The sequence below is a fragment of the Bacillus sp. X1(2014) genome (assembly GCF_007678255.1).
On record NZ_VEED01000023.1, the window covers coordinates 25,272 to 45,888 of the forward strand.

A 20,617-nucleotide genomic window follows, 5' to 3' on the forward strand; every position below is an offset into this window, starting at 1 on the left:
AGAGATTTAAATTCTGAAAGGAAAGCTTCGGTGAAGATATTCCCATGCTTGGAAAAACTTATGGTTTTTTTAATTACAAAAAAGCTTTAATTAATTAAATATTCTATTAAAGTAGTCTGTTTATTTATAAGATTGGGTTATATTTATTGTGCTTTCGAGGTAAAGCGTTTTCAAAACGGATAAGTTGTTTTCTTCTAAGGATGATTGTGAAATAGAGCACAGAAGCATGGAAAGCTTAAATAAGCTTTGGAACAATTTTTGGGTCGAAGTAATATTTCTTGAAAAGGGAGAGGTAATCATGGAAACATTGCGTGACAGAGCGTTACAAATCCACCGGGATAAACAAGGGAAATTAGAAGTGAAAGCAAAGGTAGAGATTAATAATGCAAATGATTTGAGCTTAGCGTATTCACCTGGTGTCGCAGAGCCTTGTATGGAAATCTATGAAGATCCAAATAGAGTATATGAATACACGATGAAAGGTAACACCATTGCCGTCGTTTCAGATGGCTCAGCAGTATTAGGGCTTGGGAATATTGGGCCGGAAGCAGCGATGCCAGTAATGGAAGGCAAAGCAGTTTTATTTAAGAATTTTGCTAACGTAGATGCATTCCCTATTTGTTTAAATACACAGGATGTTGAAGAAATAATTGAAACAGTTAAGCACCTTGAACCAACATTTGGCGGGGTAAATTTAGAAGATATTTCAGCTCCAAGATGTTTTGAAATTGAAGAACGCCTGAAAAATGAAACAAATATCCCTATTTTTCATGATGACCAACATGGTACAGCCATTGTAACGGTTGCCGGATTAGTAAATGCTCTTAAACTAGTAAATAAGAAAATGGAAGAAATTAAAGTCGTAATAAATGGTTCGGGTGCTGCGGGTGTAGCAATTGCTCAATTGCTAAATCGTTTTGGTGTGTATGATGTGATTCTATGTGATACAAAAGGTGCCATTTATGAAAATCGTCAATATGGAATGAATCCAATTAAAGAAAAGATTGCTGGACAGACGAATCGTAACAATGCAGAGGGAAGCTTAGAGGAAGTCATCGTCGGTGCAGATGTTTTTGTTGGTGTATCTGTTGCAGGTGCAGTAACAAAGGAAATGATTTTAACCATGAGAAGGGATGCAATTATTTTTGCAATGGCAAACCCTGTTCCAGAAATTATGCCAGATGAGGCAAAAGCTGCTGGAGCAAAAGTAATAGGAACAGGACGTTCAGATTTTCCAAATCAGGTCAATAACGTGCTCGCTTTTCCAGGGATTTTTCGGGGAGCTCTAGATGTTCAAGCAACAGAAATAAATGAAGAAATGAAAAAGGCTGCCGTATACGCCATTTCTTCACTCATTTCAGAAGAAGAACTATCAGAAGACTATGTGATACCTAACCCTTTTGATGCCCGAGTAGCATCTGCAGTAGCAAAAGCTGTTGCAACTGCAGCTGTAGAAACAGGTGTAGCACGGAAATCTTTTGTCACCATGTAACAAAAGTGAATTGGGGTGACAGGCACCATATCCAATTATGGCGGAGGCCATTTTTCTAATTGGATGATTTATGATAAAGGCTGCTTAAAGCTCTTTTATGAGCTTAGCAGTCTTTTGTCATTTTATGCTTAAGTCTTATACATACTAACATTATTGATATAGCTGGAGGAGATTATGAAGAAAGGCAAACTTAGTTTACAAGCCATTATTATTATATTTGTATGCATTGTCGTCGCTTTATCACTTGGAATAACTGATTTCATCATAAGCAAAAGAATTACCGCCAGTGTGGAGGAAACACAGAAAGAAAAATCCCTCCATATTGCAAGGATGATATCCCTAAGCCCACTGGTGATTGATGCTTTAGATGGGAGAACTAGTCATGCGGGTATACAAGAATATGCCAGCCAAGTGAAAGATAAAACAAATGTTAACTTCGTTGTCGTTATGGATATGAAAGGAATTCGGCTTTCCCACCCAGATCCCAGTAAAGTGGGGAAGCACTTCAGGGGAGGAGATGAAGGGCCAGTTCTTAAAGGAAAGGAGTATGTTTCCATTTCAAAGGGAACGCTCGGTCGATCCATGCGAGCATTTACTCCAATAAAGAATTCACATGGAAAACAAGTCGGTGCGGTTGCTGTAGGAATTTCTTTAGAAAACGTTACAAAGGCGGTCCATAAAGGACGGATGGGGATCGTTATAGGGACGTTAATTGGAATCCTCATAGGTGTAATCGGTGCGGTGGGTCTGGCAAGATACATAAAAAAAACCCTTTTAGGACTTGAGCCATTTGCAATTGCTAAGCTGCTTGAAGAACGTAGTTCCATGCTTCAGTCTGTGCGTGAAGGAATCATAGCCATCGACCAAGAAGGGAAAATCACACTTGTGAATAGGGCAGCCAGTAAGCTTTTTACGAGAGCCGGTCTTGAAGAGAATCCTATGGGTATGAACATTGAAGCTTATTTGCCAGAGACACGGTTAACTCGCATTATAAAATCGGGTGAAACCGAATTGGATCAAGAACAAATCCTGAATGGGGTGACCATTTTAGTAAACAGGGTACCGGTGGTTGTGGAGAATAAGCCAGTGGGGGCAATCGCTACATTCCGTGATAAAACCGAAGTCCGGTTGTTGGCCGAACAGCTCACAGGTGTGCGTAACTATGCGGATGCTCTCCGTGCCCAGGCGCATGAATTCATGAACAAACTTCATGTCATTCTTGGCCTGGTTAGAACTGAACAATATGATACACTTGCTAACTATGTGAGTGAAACGGTTAACCACCGTGAAACAGAAATGGGCTTTGTAACGGAGAAGATTAAAGATCCTGTTCTTGCTGGATTTTTAATTGGCAAACTAAGCTTTGCCAGAGAATGGGGTGCTTCTTTATCTTTTGATTGTGTAAGTGAACTTCCCAAGCCTGCAAACTCGGACATCACACATGAGTTGATCACAATCATTGGAAATCTTCTCGATAATGCAATGGAGGCAATTGCGGACAGTCCATACAAAAAAGTCGACCTTAAACTTGACTATGCAGAGGATATTTTAACGATTGAGGTTAAGGACACAGGGATGGGAATCACGAAATCACTCCAAAATAAAATCCTGGATAAAGGCTTCTCTACGAAAGGGGACAACCGCGGGTTCGGGTTATATCTTTTGGCACAGGCAATTGAAAGACTGGAAGGAGACATGATTATATCGTCCAAGCCTGGAAAGGGAACAAATTTTGCCGTGTATATACCTTATAAAGCAGAGGATGAATAGAATGATTAATGTTATGATTGTCGAGGATGACCCGATGGTAGCAGAAATAAATAAACAATATCTTGCTAAAATTGATGGGTTCCGGTTAGCTGCAACAGTCAATTCAGTAGCTGAAGCCATTCTATTTTTGGGAAAGAATGATATTCAGCTCATTCTTCTGGATATTTTTATGCCGGGAAAGCAGGGCCTAGAGCTGTTAGCGTACCTTCGGAAAAATGACCTTGAAATTGATGTCATCATCATTTCAGCGGCCACAGATCTTGAACGAATTAAGAAGGCATTAAGGTATGGTGTTGTCGACTATTTAATTAAGCCTTTCGAGTTTGAACGGTTTAACGCTGCACTTGCTGCTTACCTTGAGCAAACTCGGTTTATTGATAAACAGGATTCCGTTAGTCAGCAGGAGCTCGATCACTTACTTTTGCACAGAGACGAAGCTGTTGTAGCTGAAGAACTGCCCAAGGGGTTAACGAAGGATACCTTAAAGCAGGTGTGGGATGCAATTCATGGATTGAAGGACGGGCCTTTTTCCACTGATGAAGTAGCAAATGTTGTAGGAATATCAAGGGTTTCGGCAAGAAAATATCTGAATTTCTTAAAGGACTTAGGAATTCTGGAAGTCAAGGTTATTTATGGAACGGTCGGTAGGCCAGTATACCAGCATGAATATAACAAATTTAAAGAGCATTTAATAAAAAATTTTCTGTAAGCAGTTTTTGAAACTGCTTACTTTTTTTATTTACAAAAAGAATTATTAAACTTTCATAATCTATGAAAACGGTTTAATGGGGAATATGATAGACAAGTAGCAAGACAAAGGAGGATATAAAAATGCAAATTCCAATAAAGAAAACGCTTGATAAAATTCCAGGCGGTCTCATGGTTGTTCCACTTTTTTTAGGGGTATTAACAAATACATTTTTTCCGCAAGTTTTACAAATTGGAAGTTTTACAACAGCTTTATTCAGTAAAGAAGCTTCATCAACCATTTTGGCATGTTTTATGTTTTTAATTGGTTCACAAATTAATTTCAAATTAGCACCAAAGGCATTAAAAAAAGGTGCAATTTTATTAACAGGAAAATTTATCGTGGGTGCTGGTATTGGTTTAGCTGTAGCAGCGATTTTTGGTCCCGCCGGAATACTAGGATTAACACCATTAGCCATCCTTGCAGCGTTGTTAAATGCTAATGGCGGGTTATATGCATCTCTTGCTTCATCGTATGGTGACGAAACGGATGTAGGCGCATATGCGTTATTTTCTTTAAAAGACGGTCCATTTTTCACATTAGTGGCATTAGGTGCATCCGGCCTTGCCACCATTCCTTTTCAAACACTTCTAGGAGTATTAATTCCAATCGTAATTGGAATGATTTTAGGAAATATTGATCCTGATATGAGAAAGTTCCTTGGAAGCAGTAAATTATTATTAATCCCATTCTTCTCATTCCCATTAGGTGCCGGAATGAATCTTTCAACGATTGTAAAAGCTGGGGGGCCTGGGATATTACTAGGATTAATTGCTGCCTTCACTGGAATTGGAGCTTACTTTCTATTGAAGTTATTTAAAGAAAATCCTATCGTTGGTTTAGCGACAGGGTCAACTGCAGGTAATGCGGTAGCTACACCAGCGGTTGTGGCAGCAGCAGATCCAACCTTAGCTGCAGTAGCATCTTCAGCCACTGCACAAGTTGCAGCTGCATGTGTTATTTCTGCCATCGTCTGTCCGATTATTGTGAGCTATGTATTTAAACGGTCCGGGAAGAAAAAATCGAAACCTTCGATTGCAAGGGCAGCCTGATTAAAAGTAACGTAAATTTTATAAACATAAAAAAGGTAGAAGATAGAACAAAGCAGTCAGAAGGTTTTTACTGTCTGCTTTGTTTAATTACAAAACAGGATCATTAAATTAAAAAACCTAGTGTGATAGGGAGAATGTTATTAACATAGATAGGTAACAAATCTATGTTCCGGTATTGTCCGAATAGCTATTTTAAGATAGAAAGAAGGAAACACCACACCATGAATGTACCTGAGAATGTTATTATTACAACTTTAAAAGGAAAAGAAGTTCTTACTAATCCTTTTTTAAATAAAGGAACGGCTTTTACGAAAGAGGAAAGGGAAGACCTTGGACTTGACGGTCTGTTACCTTCCCAAGTGCTTTCCCTTGATGAACAAGTAAATAGGGTTTATGAACAATATTCGATGCGAACTACGAATCTATTTAAACACGGTCTTCTTTATGATTTATATAACCGCAATGTTGTTCTGTTTTACCGATTATTGAAAGAACACCTAGCAGAGATGCTTCCAATTATCTACACTCCTACTGTCGGTGAGGCGATCCAGTCATACTCTCACAGCTACCGCCGCCCGGGTGGCTTATATCTTTCAATTGATGATCCTGAGGGCATTGAAAAGGCATTTTATAATCTTGGACAGCCCAAAAACGACATCGATTTAATCGTCGTTACCGACTCTGAAAGCATTTTGGGTATTGGGGACCAAGGGGTAGGCGGAATTAATATTGCGATTGGTAAACTTGCCGTATACACAGCGGCAGCTGGTATTGATCCTAGCCGAGTTCTGCCAATCGTGCTAGATGTTGGTACGAACAATCAGGCTTTGGTTGCCGATCCTATCTATATTGGCAACAAATTCGCCCGTGTCCGTGGTGAGCGTTATGATCAATTCATTGATTTATTCGTTCAGACTGCAAGAAAGTTCTTTCCAGAGGTTCTTATTCACTGGGAGGACCTTGGCAACGTGAATGCTCGTAAGATCATGGACAAATACGGTGACAAAATCCTTACCTTCAACGACGACATCCAGGGAACAGGTGCAGTGACCCTTGCTGCTTTGATGTCTGGATTAAAAGTAACAGGAACTGCTCTGAAGGACCAGCGTATTGTTGTCTTCGGACCAGGGGCTGCTGGCATCGGTATAGCTGACCAAATCTCTGATTCCATGGTTCTTGACGGACTGACTAGAGAAGAAGCCTATGACCGTTTCTGGACAATTGACTATCGGGGGTTATTAACGGATGAAACACCAGACGTCCTAAACTTCCAGAAGCCTTATGTAAGAAAGGCGGATGAAGTCAGAGACTGGGATAAGAATGAGGACGGGCTTATTTCATTAATGGAAGTTGTTCAGAAGGTGAAGCCAACCATCCTGATTGGTACTTCTGGACAAGCCGGTGCCTTCACCGAGGAAATTGTAAAAGAAATGGCCAAACACGTTGAGCGTCCGATCATCTTGCCAATGTCCAACCCGACTGCATTGACTGAAGCAGTGCCGGAAAACCTGATGAAATGGACAGATGGCAAGGCTCTAATTGCCACCGGCAGCCCGTTTGCCAATGTGGAATACAACGGTGTTTCCTATGAAATTGGCCAGTCAAATAATGCATTTGTCTTCCCGGGTCTGGGCCTTGGAGCCATTGTGGCAAAAGCTGAAGTGATCTCAAAAGGAATGTTCGCAGCAGCTGCCTATGCGGTTGCAAGAATGTCTGACGTCAGCACACCTGGAGCATCCCTGCTGCCATCCATTGAAAAACTACATGAAGTGTCAAAATATGTAGCCATTGAAGTCGTTAATGCGGCGATACACGAAGGAATTGCAAGAGTGGATATCCAAGATGTTGAGACTGCTATTGAAGAGGCTATGTGGAAACCTGAGTATAAGGAAATCAAGAGTGTAGGGATTTGGACAAACATTCATTCCTATGCATGATTAATTAGATAAATAAAATGCCTGTACTCTAAGATAACCTAAAGAATATAGAGGAATTAAGCGGAGGCTTCACATAAGTTGAGTAAACTTATGTGAAGCCTCTTTTTTATGATTATTTAGAGATGTGCAGTTTTTGTAAATCATCCCAAAATCCAAGCCTATCCATTATTTTGTATAAATTTATTAACAGTTAAAAGAAAATTGAACTTTTAGACGGGGAGATATAACATTCATTTTAAGAGATAAACTGTTATTATTATTTAATTAGTGTGCTATACCTCAGAAGATGGAAAGCAGTTAATTGTATGATGATCAACTCATTAGGAAAGGTGAGTAGATAAATGGTATCGAAACGACAGAAGGACATCGTATTATCTTTAATGAAGGAGCAAGAACCTGTTACAGCCGAATGGATGGCCAAAGAACTTGGTGTGAGTGATAGAACTATTCGTACCGAGATCAAAGAACTTCAATCACAATCCACTTCGCTAGGAATCATTATTGAATCAGTTCGAGGAAAAGGGTATCTATTAGATATAAGGGATTATGAAGTGTTTGAGCAGGAGTTTATTTCTAATGCGAATGATCCAATAAATGAAAGCCAATCTGATTTTTCTGAACAGGAAAATCGGGTTTTGTATATGTTAAAACGATTTTTATTAGAAAAGGAACCTATAAAATTAGAAAGTCTTGAAGAAGAGCTATTTGTTTCCAAGCCAAAGCTTCAAAATGACTTAAAAATCGTCCGTGAATTATTGGAAAGTTATCATTTAAAGTTAGTTACTAGACCGCATCATGGTTCCCAGGCAGAAGGCGATGAATATATGAAGCGGCTATGTTTTTCAAATAATATTCTACGGCGAAATAGCAACTTAAACATTGACAGTAATTCCTTTCAACTTTTGGATCAAAATCTGTTTGAAAAGGTAAAGGAAACGATCATAAAAAAAGTGAATGAATACAAAATTGAGGTATCAGACATAGCACTCGAAAATTTGGCAACCCATATCACAATAGGATGCAAGAGAATTGAAGAAGGATTTGTCATTGAAAACCTTCAACAAGATTTAATAGGAAAATATCCATTTGAAAAAATAGTGGCCAATGAAATTGTAAAAGAGGTAGAAGATTTTACGGATTTGGAATTTCCCAAATCTGAGATTGACTATATTATTGTCCATTTGTTGGGGACAAAATTAATTCATAAGAATACGTTGAATGAATTTAGTAAATTTGATGAATTGGGCACCATCATTCATTGCATGCTGGAAAGATTGAAAAACGAATTAAATTGGAATTTCCAAGACGATACCGAATTCATTCAAGCGCTGACTTTGCACATACGGCCTGCAATGAACAGGTTACGCTATAATATGAACATTCGGAATCCATTATTAGAGGAAATTAAACGAAAATATCCTAGTGCCTTTGAGGGGGCAGCCATTGCGAGCAGATGCATCGACGAATATTTGGAGAGAGAAGTAGGAGAACACGAAATTGCTTATATTGCCTTACATATCGGAGTGGCATTAGAAAGAATGAAGACAAGGCAGAAAAGGGCAAAAAGGGTACTTGTGGTATGTGCATCTGGTGTGGGAAGTGCAAAGCTTTTGTTTTATCGATTACGAAATGAATTTAATGATGAAATAGATATTGTGTCTACAACCAATTATTATCAATTAAAAGAATACGATCTATCGTCTATTGATTTTATTATTAGTACAATCCCTATAAAAGAAGAGATAGGCGTTCCAGTACTTGTTGTTAATACGTTTTTAGGGGAAGGAGATATTGCTAATATTAGGAAAGGTGTATCTTCAGGAAAAGAGTGTGAGGGTCAGAGCTATTTAGATATATCGAAAGTTTTTATTCATAAAGACTTGAAGGATAAAGAAAGCGTTATCCGTTTTATGTGTGATGAATTATACAAACAAAAACTCGTCTCCAAAGATTATGTGAATTTGGTATTGGAAAGGGAGGAGGTCGCTCCAACTAGCTTTGGGAATCTTGTGGCCATCCCTCATCCGCTTACGCCGGAAACAGATGAAACATTTTGGACCGTTTGCACATTAAAAAGGCCAATCGAATGGACAGACAAACATAGGGTTCAATTTATTTGCTTGTTGAACATAAGAAAAGTACCAGAGGGTGATCTGGATAGGATGTATAAAAGACTCATTGCCCTAATTGAAAACAGTACAACGGTCCAAAAAGTTATAAAGAGTGACTCAGCTGAAGAAATTATTAAGATATTAAATGAATCTTAACTTATGCATAGGAAAAGAACGAGGGTATTCCAAAAGGAATTCCCTTTTTTAGTTTGGGGCTAAACTTTACATGACAGTAACTTCATTATAATTTTTAGGCTGTGTTTAAGGAAGGTTAATGTTGATTTTGGCACACTGTTGCCCTTCGTTCCAGGCACGAAGACTCCTGCGGGAGTACGGGACAGGGGAGACCCCGCAGGAGCGCAGCGACGAGGAGGCTCCCCGGCACGCCCGCGGAAAGCGAAGTGCCTGGAACGGAAATCAAATGACTAGTTTAACACAGCCAATTTTTATTATTTTTCCGTTACCTAACGGAAAAAACCTTTCTGTAAAATTAAACGCTTTCAACGTAAACTATAAAACATAAAGAGGTTAAGCACTCTTAAAACAATGGCTAATTAGCTTGTTAGTTTAATTAATGTTTTGTTTTTCAAAATAACTTTTATGAATAATAGGAGGAATAAATCGATGAATATTTTATTATGTTGTGCAGCCGGAATGAGTACAAGTTTACTGGTAACCAAGATGGAAAAAGCAGCCCAAGAACAAGGTTTGGAAGGGAAAATCTGGGCAGTTGCAGCTAACTCAGTCAATCAACATATTGACAATGCGGATGTCCTTCTTTTAGGACCTCAAGTTAGATACCTTCTTTCAAATATGAAAAAGTTAGGTGAAGAAAAGGGCATTCCAGTGGATGCCATCAATCCAATCCACTACGGGACGTGTAATGGAGCAGAAGTTTTAAAAACAGCTATAAATCTAGCCAATAATAAATAATAAAAGGAGTAAAGAAAATGAGTAAATTCAACAGCTTTCTAGAAGAGAAAGTCATGCCTGTTGCAGGAAAAATTGGTGCGCAAAGACACTTATTGGCTCTTCGTGATGGTCTTATCGCGACCATGCCATTCATTGTCATTGGTTCATTTTTCTTGATCGTGGCTAATTTGCCGATTCCAGGTTATTCTGATTGGATGACTTCTATTTTTGGCCCAACATGGGCTGCAAAATTAAGTTATCCAGTAGATGCAACTTTCAATATCATGTCACTTATTGCAGCATTCGCAGTAGCTTACCGGCTAGCAGAAAGTTATAAACTTGACGCGATGAGTGCAGGGGCTATTTCAGTTGCTGCTTTCATGTTGACAACACCATTTAGTTTCTTATTTACTCCTGCTGGAGCTGAAGAGGGAGTTCTGGTAACTGGTGCTATTTCAAAAGCTTTTTTAAGCAGTAAAGGTTTGTTTGTTGCGTTACTGTTTGCAATTATATCTACAGAAATTTATCGTTGGACCGTTAAAAAAAATATTGTTATTAAAATGCCAGCGGGTGTACCGCCTAGTGTTGGTAAATCATTTGCAGCTTTAATTCCAGGATTTTTTGTTCTTCTAGTGGTTTGGGTAATCCGTTTACTTGTTGAATTGACTCCTTATCAAAGTATCAATGGCTTAGTTACGACCCTTTTAGGTGACCCGCTAAAAATGGTAGGTCTTACCCTAGGTGGAACCATTGTTGCTGAATTATTCGTAACTTTATTATGGGCTACTGGATTACACGGGACAAACATTGTTAAAAGTGTAATGGAACCAATTTGGTTTGGTGCGATGGGTGACAATATGACGGCCTATCAAGCTGGCCAACCTCTACCACATATTGTTACACAACAATTCTGGGATAACTTCGTCCACATCGGTGGAACAGGTGTAACCTTTGGTTTGGTTCTATCAATGGTCATGTTTGCTAAATCCCAACAAATGAAAAGTCTTGGTCGTTTGGCGTTTGCTCCTAGTATATTTAACATTAACGAGCCATTAATCTTTGGTATGCCAATCGTGTTAAACCCAATTATGATCATTCCATTTGTCCTTACTTCAATAGTTACCGTTATTGTAACATTCCTAGGAATGGATATGGGATTGGTCGCAAAACCATCCGGTATTGCAGTGCCTTGGACAATGCCGCCAATTATCTCAGGATATCTTGCTTCTGGTGGACATATTTCAGGTGCTATCATGAATGTAGTTAACATTGCTATTTCTTTTGTAATTTATCTTCCATTCTTCAGAATATATGATAAAGCGAAAAAGAGAGAAGAAGATGCGATGAACAAAGGTGAAGCAAAGGAAATTATCGCCTGAGAAAGAGACGGGGTATTAGTTTTGGGACCCAAAATTGACAGGAGAGGATATTGTCCTCTCCTAGTAAATCATATGAAAGGCTGTTAATCATGAATAAAGAGGAACTTTACAATCATGCATTTCAATTAATCCTTCATTCAGGAAATGCAAAAAGCTTAGCAATGGAAGCGATGTATGCAGCTAAAGAAGGTAATTTCGATGAAGCGGAAGCAAAACTAGCCGAAGCAGATTCTGCATTCAATGAAGCACATCATGTTCAAACTGATTTAATCCATAAGGAAGCAGGCGGAGATGAATTCAATCTTCCTCTTATTATGATTCATGCACAAGATCATTTGATGAACTCATTGACCCTAAAAGATTTAGCGAGAGAAATCATTGAATTGCATAAACTTATCAAAAAGGCTTAAAACAACTGAAAAAACGTCTGTCCTTTTTAATTGCCCAATACTGGGCTTTTTTTATTCAAGATTATTTCACATACTCATTCTTAGAAAGGGATTGAAATGAAATGAAAAAAACATTCCCAGAAAATTTTTTATGGGGTGGAGCTACTGCAGCAAACCAATATGAAGGTGGATACAATGAAGGTGGAAGAGGGCTTGCAACAAGTGACTTCATAAAAAATGGTTCTGCAGACCGTCCGAGAAAAATTACAATTAAGTTAAATAATGGAACAAAAACATTGGTAAACCGACGACCTACTGGGGACCCGAAAGTTGATACGATACCAGAAGGCGCATCAGGCTATATTGATGAAAATGTTTATTATCCAAGCCATAAAGCGGTTGATTTTTATCATCATTACAAAGAAGATATTGCCCTTTTGGGAGAAATGGGGTTTAAGTGTTTCCGGCTATCTCTTAGTTGGTCACGTATCTTCCCAAATGGTGGAATTGAGGGAGAACAACCAAATGAGGAAGGGCTAAAATTTTACGAGGATATTTTTAAAGAGTGCAAAAAATATAATATCGAACCCTTAGTCACTCTTTATCATTTTGAAACTCCTGCTTATTTGGCTGAACATTTTAATGGTTGGGGCGGACGTGAGACGATTGATTGTTTCTTAAGAATGTGCAAAGAAGTCTTTACAAGGTATAAAGATTTAGTTAAGTATTGGATCACCATTAATGAAATTAATGTATTAAATGGTTATGCCTTTATGGGAACCAGGGAGGCTGCTGCGCAGGTACGTTTTCAAGCAAAGCACCATATGTTTGTTGCGAGTGCCCTTGCCAATAAGCTTTGTCACGAGATTATTCCTGATGCAAAAATTGGCTGTATGGTTGCATTAAGCTGCATTTACCCGAAAGATTGCAAGCCGGAAAATGTATTTGGAGCTTTGGATTATCGAAGAGGAGCTCTGATCTATTCTGATATCATGATGAGAGGGTATTATCCATCTTACGCTGACCGCTTCTTTGAAGAGATGGGGGTAACTATAAAAAGGGAACCAGGGGATGATGAAATAATCAGGGCGTATCCTTCAGATTTTTTATCATTTAGTTATTACCGCAGCAGTGTATACCATACTGAAATCGTTCAGAATACCGATACCGGCGGACAAATGGGGGATGTAAATCCTTTCGTAGAAAAAACGGAGTGGGGTTGGGCTATTGACCCAATTGGGCTAAGATACACTTTATCTGAACTTTATGACCGATATCAAAAACCTCTCTTTATTGTTGAAAATGGAATGGGAACCATTGATAAAGCCGATGAGAATGGATATGTAGAGGATGATTATCGGATCCAATACTTCCGGGATCATATTGCAGAAATGAAAAAGGCGGTTACTTTAGACGGTGTTGAATTAATGGGCTATACACCATGGGGCTGCATTGATTTAGTTTCAGCAGGAACTGGAGAGATGAAAAAACGATATGGTTTTATTTATGTAGATATGGATGACGAAGGAAATGGAACATTAAAAAGAACAAAGAAAAAATCATTTGATTGGTATAAGAAAGTGATTGCAACTAACGGTGAAGACCTTAGTTTTTAGATTAATTAATATCAAGATTAACAAAACATAAAACAGGTGCTCAGTATCTGTTTTATGTTTTATTTACGCGCTTAAATCATCAAGATCCTGGCTTCAAAATTTAATGCAGTTGACTTTCCATGATACTATAATGAGTATATGAATTTGAAATGTAATGAGGTTGAGGATCATGAGTACAATTTTAGATATTGCCAAGCTTGCGGGTGTGGCGAAGAGTACGGTTTCTCGGTTTTTAAATGGCGGCTCTGTTGGGGAAGCGACGAAGAAGAAAATTGAACAAGCGATCAAGGAAACCGGGTATACTCCGAATCCATTTGCGCAGAGCTTGAAAGCGAAGAAAACGAATATTATTGGCACAATTGTCCCTCGGCTTGATTCCTACGCTTCTTCGCAAACGTTAATTGGTATTGATGAGCAATTAAAGCAGATGAATTATCAAATGCTGATCTCCAATACAAGTCAAAATCTGGAGCGAGAGATTGAAAGCATTTATAGCTTTGCCAATCAAAAGATGGCGGGGATTATTTTGCTTGCTACCGAAATCACTGATCAGCATATCGAGGCGTTTGAAGCCGTTAAAGTTCCTGTTCTGCTAATAGGACAAGAGCATGAGGATTTTTATAGTCTGATTCATGATGATTTTTGCGCAGGTTATGAAATGGGGCGGTATGTCCTTGAAAAAGGATATCGGAAAATTGCTTATCTAGGCGTAACGGAACGGGATATCTCAGTTGGAGTGAAGCGAAAGCAGGGCTTTAAAAAGGCAATTCAAGAAGTAGAGGATTGTGAGGTTCGCTTCTATGAGACTTTGTTCAAGATTCCAGCTGCGCAAGCTAGTGCCATCGAAATCATCCATGAATTTCAACCTTCTATCATTGTTTGTGCGACCGATAATATTGCCCTTGGGGTGATGAAGGCTGCGTATTCAGAGGGGCTAACAATTCCAAAAGATATTGCGTTAACAGGTTTTGGTGGATATGATGTGACAGAGATCATGCATCCGGGCTTGACGACGGCGAAGTTTTTTTACAAAGAAGCAGGGGAAACGGCTGCAAAACATATTGTAGAGTTAGTTAATGAGCGCCCTGTGGAAAAAGTAACCATTTCTAAATTTGAAATTATTGAGCGAGAAAGCGTTGACAATTTCTTTCATCGTCCACTATAATAAAAACAACGAAACCGGTTCCAATCAAGAGAACCTTTTCACTTGGTAACAAACGAATTCGGTTTCTCTTTTAATCAATTATTTTTTTACTATACTTTGGAACCGGTTCCGTAAATGAAGGGTTTTATTTTTTACCTAACTTTGGAACCGGTTCCTAAGTCAAATCAAAGAAAAAGAGAGGGATTAAGATGGATCATAAAAAAATTGCACGGGAAGTTCTTAATGCCATTGGTGGTCAGGAAAACGTATCTGCTGCAGCGCATTGCGCCACACGTTTACGTCTAGTTTTACATGATGAATCAATCGTTAACCAAGCAGCGTTGGATAACATGGATGTTGTGAAAGGGACCTTTTCAACGGGAGGTCAGTTTCAAATTATCTTAGGATCTGGAACAGTGAACGAGGTCTATAAGCACTTGGCGGAGATGTCTGGTCAAACGGAAATGTCAACGAGTGATGTGAAAGACGTGGCAGCGAAGAAACTGAATCCAGTTCAGCGATTCGTCAAAATGCTGTCAGACATTTTTGTTCCGATTATCCCAGCGATTGTAGCTGGTGGTTTACTAATGGGAATCAACAATATCCTAACGGCTCCAGACTTGTTTATTGAAGGAAAATCTTTAGTGGATGCTAATCCAGAAATGGCGGATTTAGCTGCACTCATTAATACTTTTGCAAATGCAGCCTTTGTCTTTTTACCAATTCTAATTGGTTTTTCAGCAACGAAACGGTTTGGAGGTAATCCTTTCCTTGGGGCCACACTTGGAATGCTAATGGTTCATCCGGATTTATTAAATGGGTACGGTTACGGTGCCGCGTTACTGAAAAATGAAGTCCCTGTTTGGAATCTTTTTGGCCTAGAAATTGAAAAGGTGGGTTATCAGGGAACCGTACTTCCTGTTCTTGCCGCGTCTTTTATTCTAGCAAAAATTGAAACATCTTTACGGAAGGTTGTTCCTTCTGCTTTAGATAATCTATTAACACCATTATTGTCTATCTTTATTACCGGAGTTTTAACGTTCACCTTGGTAGGACCACTAACACGCTCAGCTGGTAATCTATTAACAGATGGAATTGTCTGGTTATATGACACAACAGGTGTTATTGGCGGAATCATCTTCGGTTTACTTTATGCACCAATTGTTATTACAGGTATGCACCATAGCTTTATTGCGGTAGAAACGCAATTGCTTGCCGATGTTGTGAAAACGGGTGGATCGTTTATCTTCGTCATTGCGGCGATGTCAAACATTGCACAAGGAGCCGCGACACTTGCTGTGCTAAAGACAACGAAAAATGCCAAGATCAAAGGAACCGCTTCAGCAGCTGGGATCTCTGCCTTATTAGGGATTACGGAACCAGCGATGTTTGGGGTTAACTTGAAATTACGCTATCCCTTTATCGGTGCCATTATTGGATCTGCTGTGGGATCTGGCTTTGTTACGGTGTTCAAGGTTAAAGCGACTGCGTTAGGGGCAGCGGGTATACCAGGAATTATCTCGATTCGTCCAGATTCAATTATTTCTTATGTGATCGGTATGGCCATTGCGTTTGCCGTAGCATTTATCGTTACGATTGTTTTAGCGAAGAGAGAAGAAAAAATAGCAGACAAAAAAACATCTGGTCAAGCAGCTGCATAATAAAAGACTGAAAAGGGGAATCCAGTGATTCTCCTTTCTGTATTAGGAGTGAATCAGCATGGAATGGACAACCGAACAACGATACAGAAGCATGGACGACGTAAACGAAAAGGAAATTCAAGCGTTAGCTAAACTTGTGAATCAATGTCCATGGCGGCAGACTTTTCATATTCAGCCGCTGACAGGATTGTTAAATGACCCGAATGGCTTTAGTTATTTTAACGGGGAATATCATTTATTCTATCAATGGTTTCCGCTTGGACCGGTTCATGGGTTGAAGCATTGGTATCACACGAAGTCTAAAGACCTTGTTCATTGGAAAAATGTTGGAATGGGCATTGAGCCGTCGAATGAATTTGATAGTCATGGGGCGTATTCTGGAAGTGGAATTGAACATGCTGGGAAATTATATTTAATGTACACTGGCAACACGCGTGATGAAAATTGGAATCGACACCCGTATCAATGTTTGGCTGTACTGAATCCGGATGGAAGCCTTGTGAAAATGGATGCACCTGTGATTGGTGATATTCCAAGTGGCTATACCGATCATTTTCGCGATCCAAAGGTTTGGCAGCATGGGGATCATTTCTACGCGGTAATTGGCGCTCAAAGGAAAAATGAGACAGGAAGTGTCGTCTTGTATCGCACTAGTGATCTAAAAGATTGGCAGTTTGCGGGTGAATTGAAGACTGGTTTAGGTGAAGATTTCGGTTATATGTGGGAATGTCCGGATTATTTTGAGCTGGACGAGCAAGGTGTGTTCCTTTTCTCCCCACAAGGGTTAAAGGCGGAAGGCGATCATTATCAAAACATTTATCAATCAGGGTATGTAATTGGAAGTCCAATAGATCTAGAGAATATTGAATTAAAGCATGGTGCATTTCATGAGTTGGATCGTGGGTTTGATTTTTACGCACCACAATCGACGGTGGATCATCAGGGGAGACGGATTTTAGTCGGCTGGATGGGATTACCGGAGATTGATTATCCCACTGATAAAAATGGGTGGGCACACTGTTTAACACTCCCTCGGGAGCTATCGGTTAAAGATGGAAAGCTGGTTCAGCAGCCAGTGCCTGAGCTAGAATTGCTGCGCGGGGAAAAGGTGGAAACCAGTCAAGTAGTAGATAATGAAAATGTTAGTTTGGATCACTTCGAGGGAGACGTGTATGAGCTTCTTGCGGAATTCTCTGATAGTACAGCAGAGGAGTTTGGTTTAGAACTTCGAGTCGGAGAAATAGAGAAAACCGTGATTAAATACGATGCGGTTGCGAAAAAGGTTGTATTTGACCGGACTGGGTCGGGCGAATCTTTTGCTGAGGAGTTTGGTACCGTAAGGAAATGTAGGTTGGACGCTGAAAAGATTTCGTTCCGAATCTTTGTGGATGTCTCCTCTGTCGAAGTGTTTGTAAATAATGGGGAAGAAGTATTTACGGGACGGATTTTTCCTGGTAAAAATAGTAATGGAATCCGTGTGTTTGCTCGTGGTGGCCAAACGAAGGTAAAGGCTGTTAAATGGGATATCATATAAATTTATTAGACTTACTTGAGGTGACAGAATGGGAAAGCTTTTTTCGATTGGTGAAGTGTTAATTGATTTTATTCCACTTCAAAAAGGGGTGGCTTTAAAGGATGTTTTTTCTTTTGAGAGGGCTCCTGGCGGGGCGCCGGCAAATGTGGCCGCGGCCGTTGCGAAATATGGGCAGAAAGCAGCGATGATTTCTAAATTAGGAAACGATGCGTTTGGCGACTTTTTAGTCGAGCAGCTTGTCGAGGCTGGTGTTGAGATGAACAAAGTATACCGAACTGGGGAAGCGAATACGGCTTTGGCTTTTGTCTCGTTAAAAGAAAACGGGGAACGTGATTTTTCATTTTACCGTAATCCTTCCGCTGATTTGTTGTTAAGTGAGGAGGAAATCGTGCCAGCATGGTTCCAAGCGGGAGATATTCTCCACTTTTGCTCGGTTGATCTTGTGGAAAGCCCAATGAAACAGGCGCATAAAAAAGCAATAGCGGCTGTCTCAGATGCGGATGGCTTGGTCAGCTTTGACCCAAATGTACGGCTGCCGCTTTGGGAAAATCCAGAAGAATGTCGTAAGGCGATTCTCGAATTTCTACCGACTGCGGATATCGTAAAAGTTTCCGATGAAGAGCTAAATTTTATTACGGGAATAAAAGATGAGTCGGATGCTATTCAATCGTTGTTTGTTGGAAACGTGAAGGCAGTTGTCTATACAAAGGGAGCTGCTGGTGCGGATTTGTTTTTAAAGGATGAAAGGATTGAATCGAGAGGATACTCAGTTAATCCTGTGGACACTACTGGAGCGGGTGACGCCTTCATGGGCGGATTTTTATATCAATTGCTAGAATTGAAAGCAAACCCGGCTAATCTCGAGGATGTATTACGGGGCAATCAAACAGAAATATTGCAATTTGCCAATGCAAGTGGTGCTCTCACCACAACAGGCAAAGGAGCAATCTCTGCTCTTCCGACTAAGGGGGAAGTTGAGGCGCTTATAGGAAAGTGATAACAAAGGTTTTCCATTAGTTCTTTGAACGTTTGGGAAGCCTCTTTTCATTTCTTTGAGATATTTCCCCCATATCGATGGGCAGAATCATTTCATATCGCAGGGCGATATGTCTTGCAAAAAAGTCTAAAAACCTTCATATTTAATAGAAAAGGAGGTCCGATATGCGACGTGATATACAACCGAATGAACGTGCTTTCTCTTCCAAAGAAGCGGCAGAAGAAGTAGGGATTGCAACGCCCACTGTTCGAAAGTATGGGCAAATCTTAGAGCGGAATGGATATGAGTTTTTGAAGGATGGCGACCGACGTATCTTTGTTCAATCTGATATCGAAGCGCTTATAGCGTTACGCGATACGGACAAGCCCCTAGACGATACGGCTAAGGACATTGTGTATGAACAAAAAGAAAGATTAGAAGGATCGAATGAAACGGAGATCGCGGTGCAGGAAATATTTGGGAACTTACCTCAAGACCCCAATCAATTAAAAGAGGTCTTAATGTTTTTAGTCAATGAACTTGCTGCTGCACGTGAAATGAATGTCCAATTGACAAACGATATGTCAGGGCTGAAAACCTCGGTTTCCCGACTTCAGCAAGATCACCATGTTATAAGTTCTAGTATTGCAAACTCAGCGCAAAAAACAAATGCAAAAATTGAAAAATTAACTGAACAACAAAATAAACACTATGAAACATTGATGCAACAAGAAATACAAAAAAGTGAATCCTTACAAAAAGAGATACAAAATATACGGGACGAACTGGAAAAAGAATGGCGTTCACAAAATGATTTTAATAAACGCTTAGAAGAAGCAATAGAAAAACCTAAAATAAAATGGGGAGGGCTTTTATCGATATTTCGAAAATAAAGTGCCTGTTTAGGTGGCTCTATTTTGTATTTCGTATCGCAGGGCGATATATTTTTTTCGTATCGCTAGGCGATATACTAAGTGTCTTGTGCACCCACAAAAAGAAAGATTAGAAAAACCATTGCGATACCCAATACAAATGAAATTCTACCCCACGACCATAATCAATTAAAATTTCACTATTTTTCAAATTTCAACAAATTCCCGGGAAATATCTACAAATTCTGAGTATGTATCGACAAAATTAAAAGCTATTATAAATATATATGTTTAGATGAATGGAAGGCCTAATGTAATATCACTATTTCTCAAAAAAGCATCAAACCTTGATTATTCTGGTTTAATGCTTTTTTTATTTATGCTATTTTCGGTATTATTGTTGTTTTTGGAACCGATATAGTCATAAAAATCTACAGAAGGAATTATAATTCGGAAACGATTGCCTTTGAAACTACGAAAGCGGTCCGAAGACGACCGATGTTCGGACACGATTGCCTTTGAAATCACCAAATCTGTCCGAAGACGACCAATGTTCGGACACGATTTCCTTTGAAATCACCAAATCTGTCCGAAGACGACCAATGTTCGGACACGATTTCCTTTGAAATCATGAAAGCTGTCCGAAGACGACCAATGTTCGGACAGGATTGCCTTTGAAATCATGAAAGCTGTCCGAAGACGACCAATGTTCGGACACGATTGCCTTTGAAATCACCAAATCTGTCCGAAGACGACCAATGTTCGGACAGGATTGCCTTTGAAACTACGAAAGCGGTCCGAAGACGACCGATGTTCGGACATGATTGCCTTTGAAATCACCAAATCTGTCCGAAGACGACCAATGTTCGGACAGGATTGCCTTTGAAATCACCAAATCTGTCCGAAGACGACCAATGTTCGGACAGGATTGCCTTTGAAATCAACAAATCTGTCCGAAGACGACCAATGTTCGGACAGGATTGCCTTTGAAATCACCAAATCTGTCCGAAGACGACCAATGTTG

General features: G+C 39.6%; 16 protein-coding genes. All 16 read left to right on the plus strand.

All coding sequences use genetic code 11. From position 1 onward, the window contains the following. The first annotated feature begins 298 nt into the window (after positions 1-298). The 16 genes from ystJ (at position 299) to FS608_RS26190 (ending at position 19,614) form a co-directional block, all read left to right on the plus strand. Positions 299-1,492 (plus strand): NADP-dependent malic enzyme, encoded by a 1,194-nt coding sequence (ystJ, locus tag FS608_RS26115; protein ID WP_144555492.1) that lies wholly within the window; start codon positions 299-301, stop codon positions 1,490-1,492. Positions 1,493-1,666: 174 nt separating this feature from the next. Continuing rightward, positions 1,667-3,262, plus strand: coding sequence for a DcuS/MalK family sensor histidine kinase (dcuS, locus tag FS608_RS26120; RefSeq protein WP_144555493.1), 1,596 nt, complete (start codon positions 1,667-1,669; stop codon positions 3,260-3,262). Between the two features lies 1 nt (position 3,263). Then, positions 3,264-3,971, plus strand: coding sequence for a response regulator (locus tag FS608_RS26125; protein WP_144555494.1), 708 nt, complete (start codon positions 3,264-3,266; stop codon positions 3,969-3,971). A gap of 122 nt (positions 3,972-4,093) precedes the next feature. Then, positions 4,094-5,062, plus strand: coding sequence for a 2-keto-3-deoxygluconate permease (locus tag FS608_RS26130; RefSeq protein WP_144555495.1), 969 nt, complete (start codon positions 4,094-4,096; stop codon positions 5,060-5,062). Positions 5,063-5,283: 221 nt separating this feature from the next. Next, the gene (locus FS608_RS26135) at positions 5,284-6,999 is read left to right on the plus strand and encodes an NAD-dependent malic enzyme (RefSeq protein WP_144555496.1); all 1,716 of its coding nucleotides are present in this window, start codon (positions 5,284-5,286) and stop codon (positions 6,997-6,999) included. A 341-nt stretch (positions 7,000-7,340) separates the two neighbouring features. Then, on the plus strand, positions 7,341-9,266 hold the full coding sequence (locus FS608_RS26140; protein ID WP_144555497.1) for a BglG family transcription antiterminator: 1,926 nt from the start codon (positions 7,341-7,343) through the stop codon (positions 9,264-9,266). A 138-nt stretch (positions 9,267-9,404) separates the two neighbouring features. Continuing rightward, positions 9,405-9,539 (plus strand): hypothetical protein, encoded by a 135-nt coding sequence (locus FS608_RS31495; protein WP_260871832.1) that lies wholly within the window; start codon positions 9,405-9,407, stop codon positions 9,537-9,539. A 195-nt stretch (positions 9,540-9,734) separates the two neighbouring features. Continuing rightward, positions 9,735-10,043 carry a PTS sugar transporter subunit IIB gene (locus FS608_RS26150; RefSeq protein ID WP_026565245.1) on the plus strand — a complete coding sequence of 103 codons (309 nt, stop codon included), beginning with the start codon at positions 9,735-9,737 and terminating at the stop codon, positions 10,041-10,043. Positions 10,044-10,060: 17 nt separating this feature from the next. Then, positions 10,061-11,401, plus strand: a complete 1,341-nt coding sequence (celB, locus tag FS608_RS26155; RefSeq protein WP_144555499.1) for a PTS cellobiose transporter subunit IIC — start codon at positions 10,061-10,063, stop codon at positions 11,399-11,401. An 89-nt stretch (positions 11,402-11,490) separates the two neighbouring features. Next, complete coding sequence (locus FS608_RS26160; RefSeq protein ID WP_144555500.1) at positions 11,491-11,811, plus strand: PTS sugar transporter subunit IIA; 321 nt, start codon at positions 11,491-11,493, stop codon at positions 11,809-11,811. Between the two features lie 101 nt (positions 11,812-11,912). Then, positions 11,913-13,406, plus strand: a complete 1,494-nt coding sequence (locus FS608_RS26165; protein ID WP_144555501.1) for a family 1 glycosylhydrolase — start codon at positions 11,913-11,915, stop codon at positions 13,404-13,406. A 169-nt stretch (positions 13,407-13,575) separates the two neighbouring features. Beyond that, on the plus strand, positions 13,576-14,571 hold the full coding sequence (locus FS608_RS26170) for a LacI family DNA-binding transcriptional regulator (protein WP_144555502.1): 996 nt from the start codon (positions 13,576-13,578) through the stop codon (positions 14,569-14,571). A gap of 188 nt (positions 14,572-14,759) precedes the next feature. Beyond that, entirely contained in the window at positions 14,760-16,211 is a 1,452-nt protein-coding gene (locus FS608_RS26175; protein WP_144555503.1) for a sucrose-specific PTS transporter subunit IIBC, read from the plus strand. A gap of 58 nt (positions 16,212-16,269) precedes the next feature. After that, complete coding sequence (locus FS608_RS26180; RefSeq protein ID WP_144555504.1) at positions 16,270-17,745, plus strand: glycoside hydrolase family 32 protein; 1,476 nt, start codon at positions 16,270-16,272, stop codon at positions 17,743-17,745. Between the two features lie 28 nt (positions 17,746-17,773). Next, entirely contained in the window at positions 17,774-18,742 is a 969-nt protein-coding gene (locus tag FS608_RS26185) for a carbohydrate kinase family protein (RefSeq protein WP_144555505.1), read from the plus strand. 164 nt (positions 18,743-18,906) lie between these two features. After that, positions 18,907-19,614 carry a hypothetical protein gene (locus tag FS608_RS26190; protein ID WP_144555506.1) on the plus strand — a complete coding sequence of 236 codons (708 nt, stop codon included), beginning with the start codon at positions 18,907-18,909 and terminating at the stop codon, positions 19,612-19,614. Positions 19,615-20,617: the final 1,003 nt, after the last annotated feature.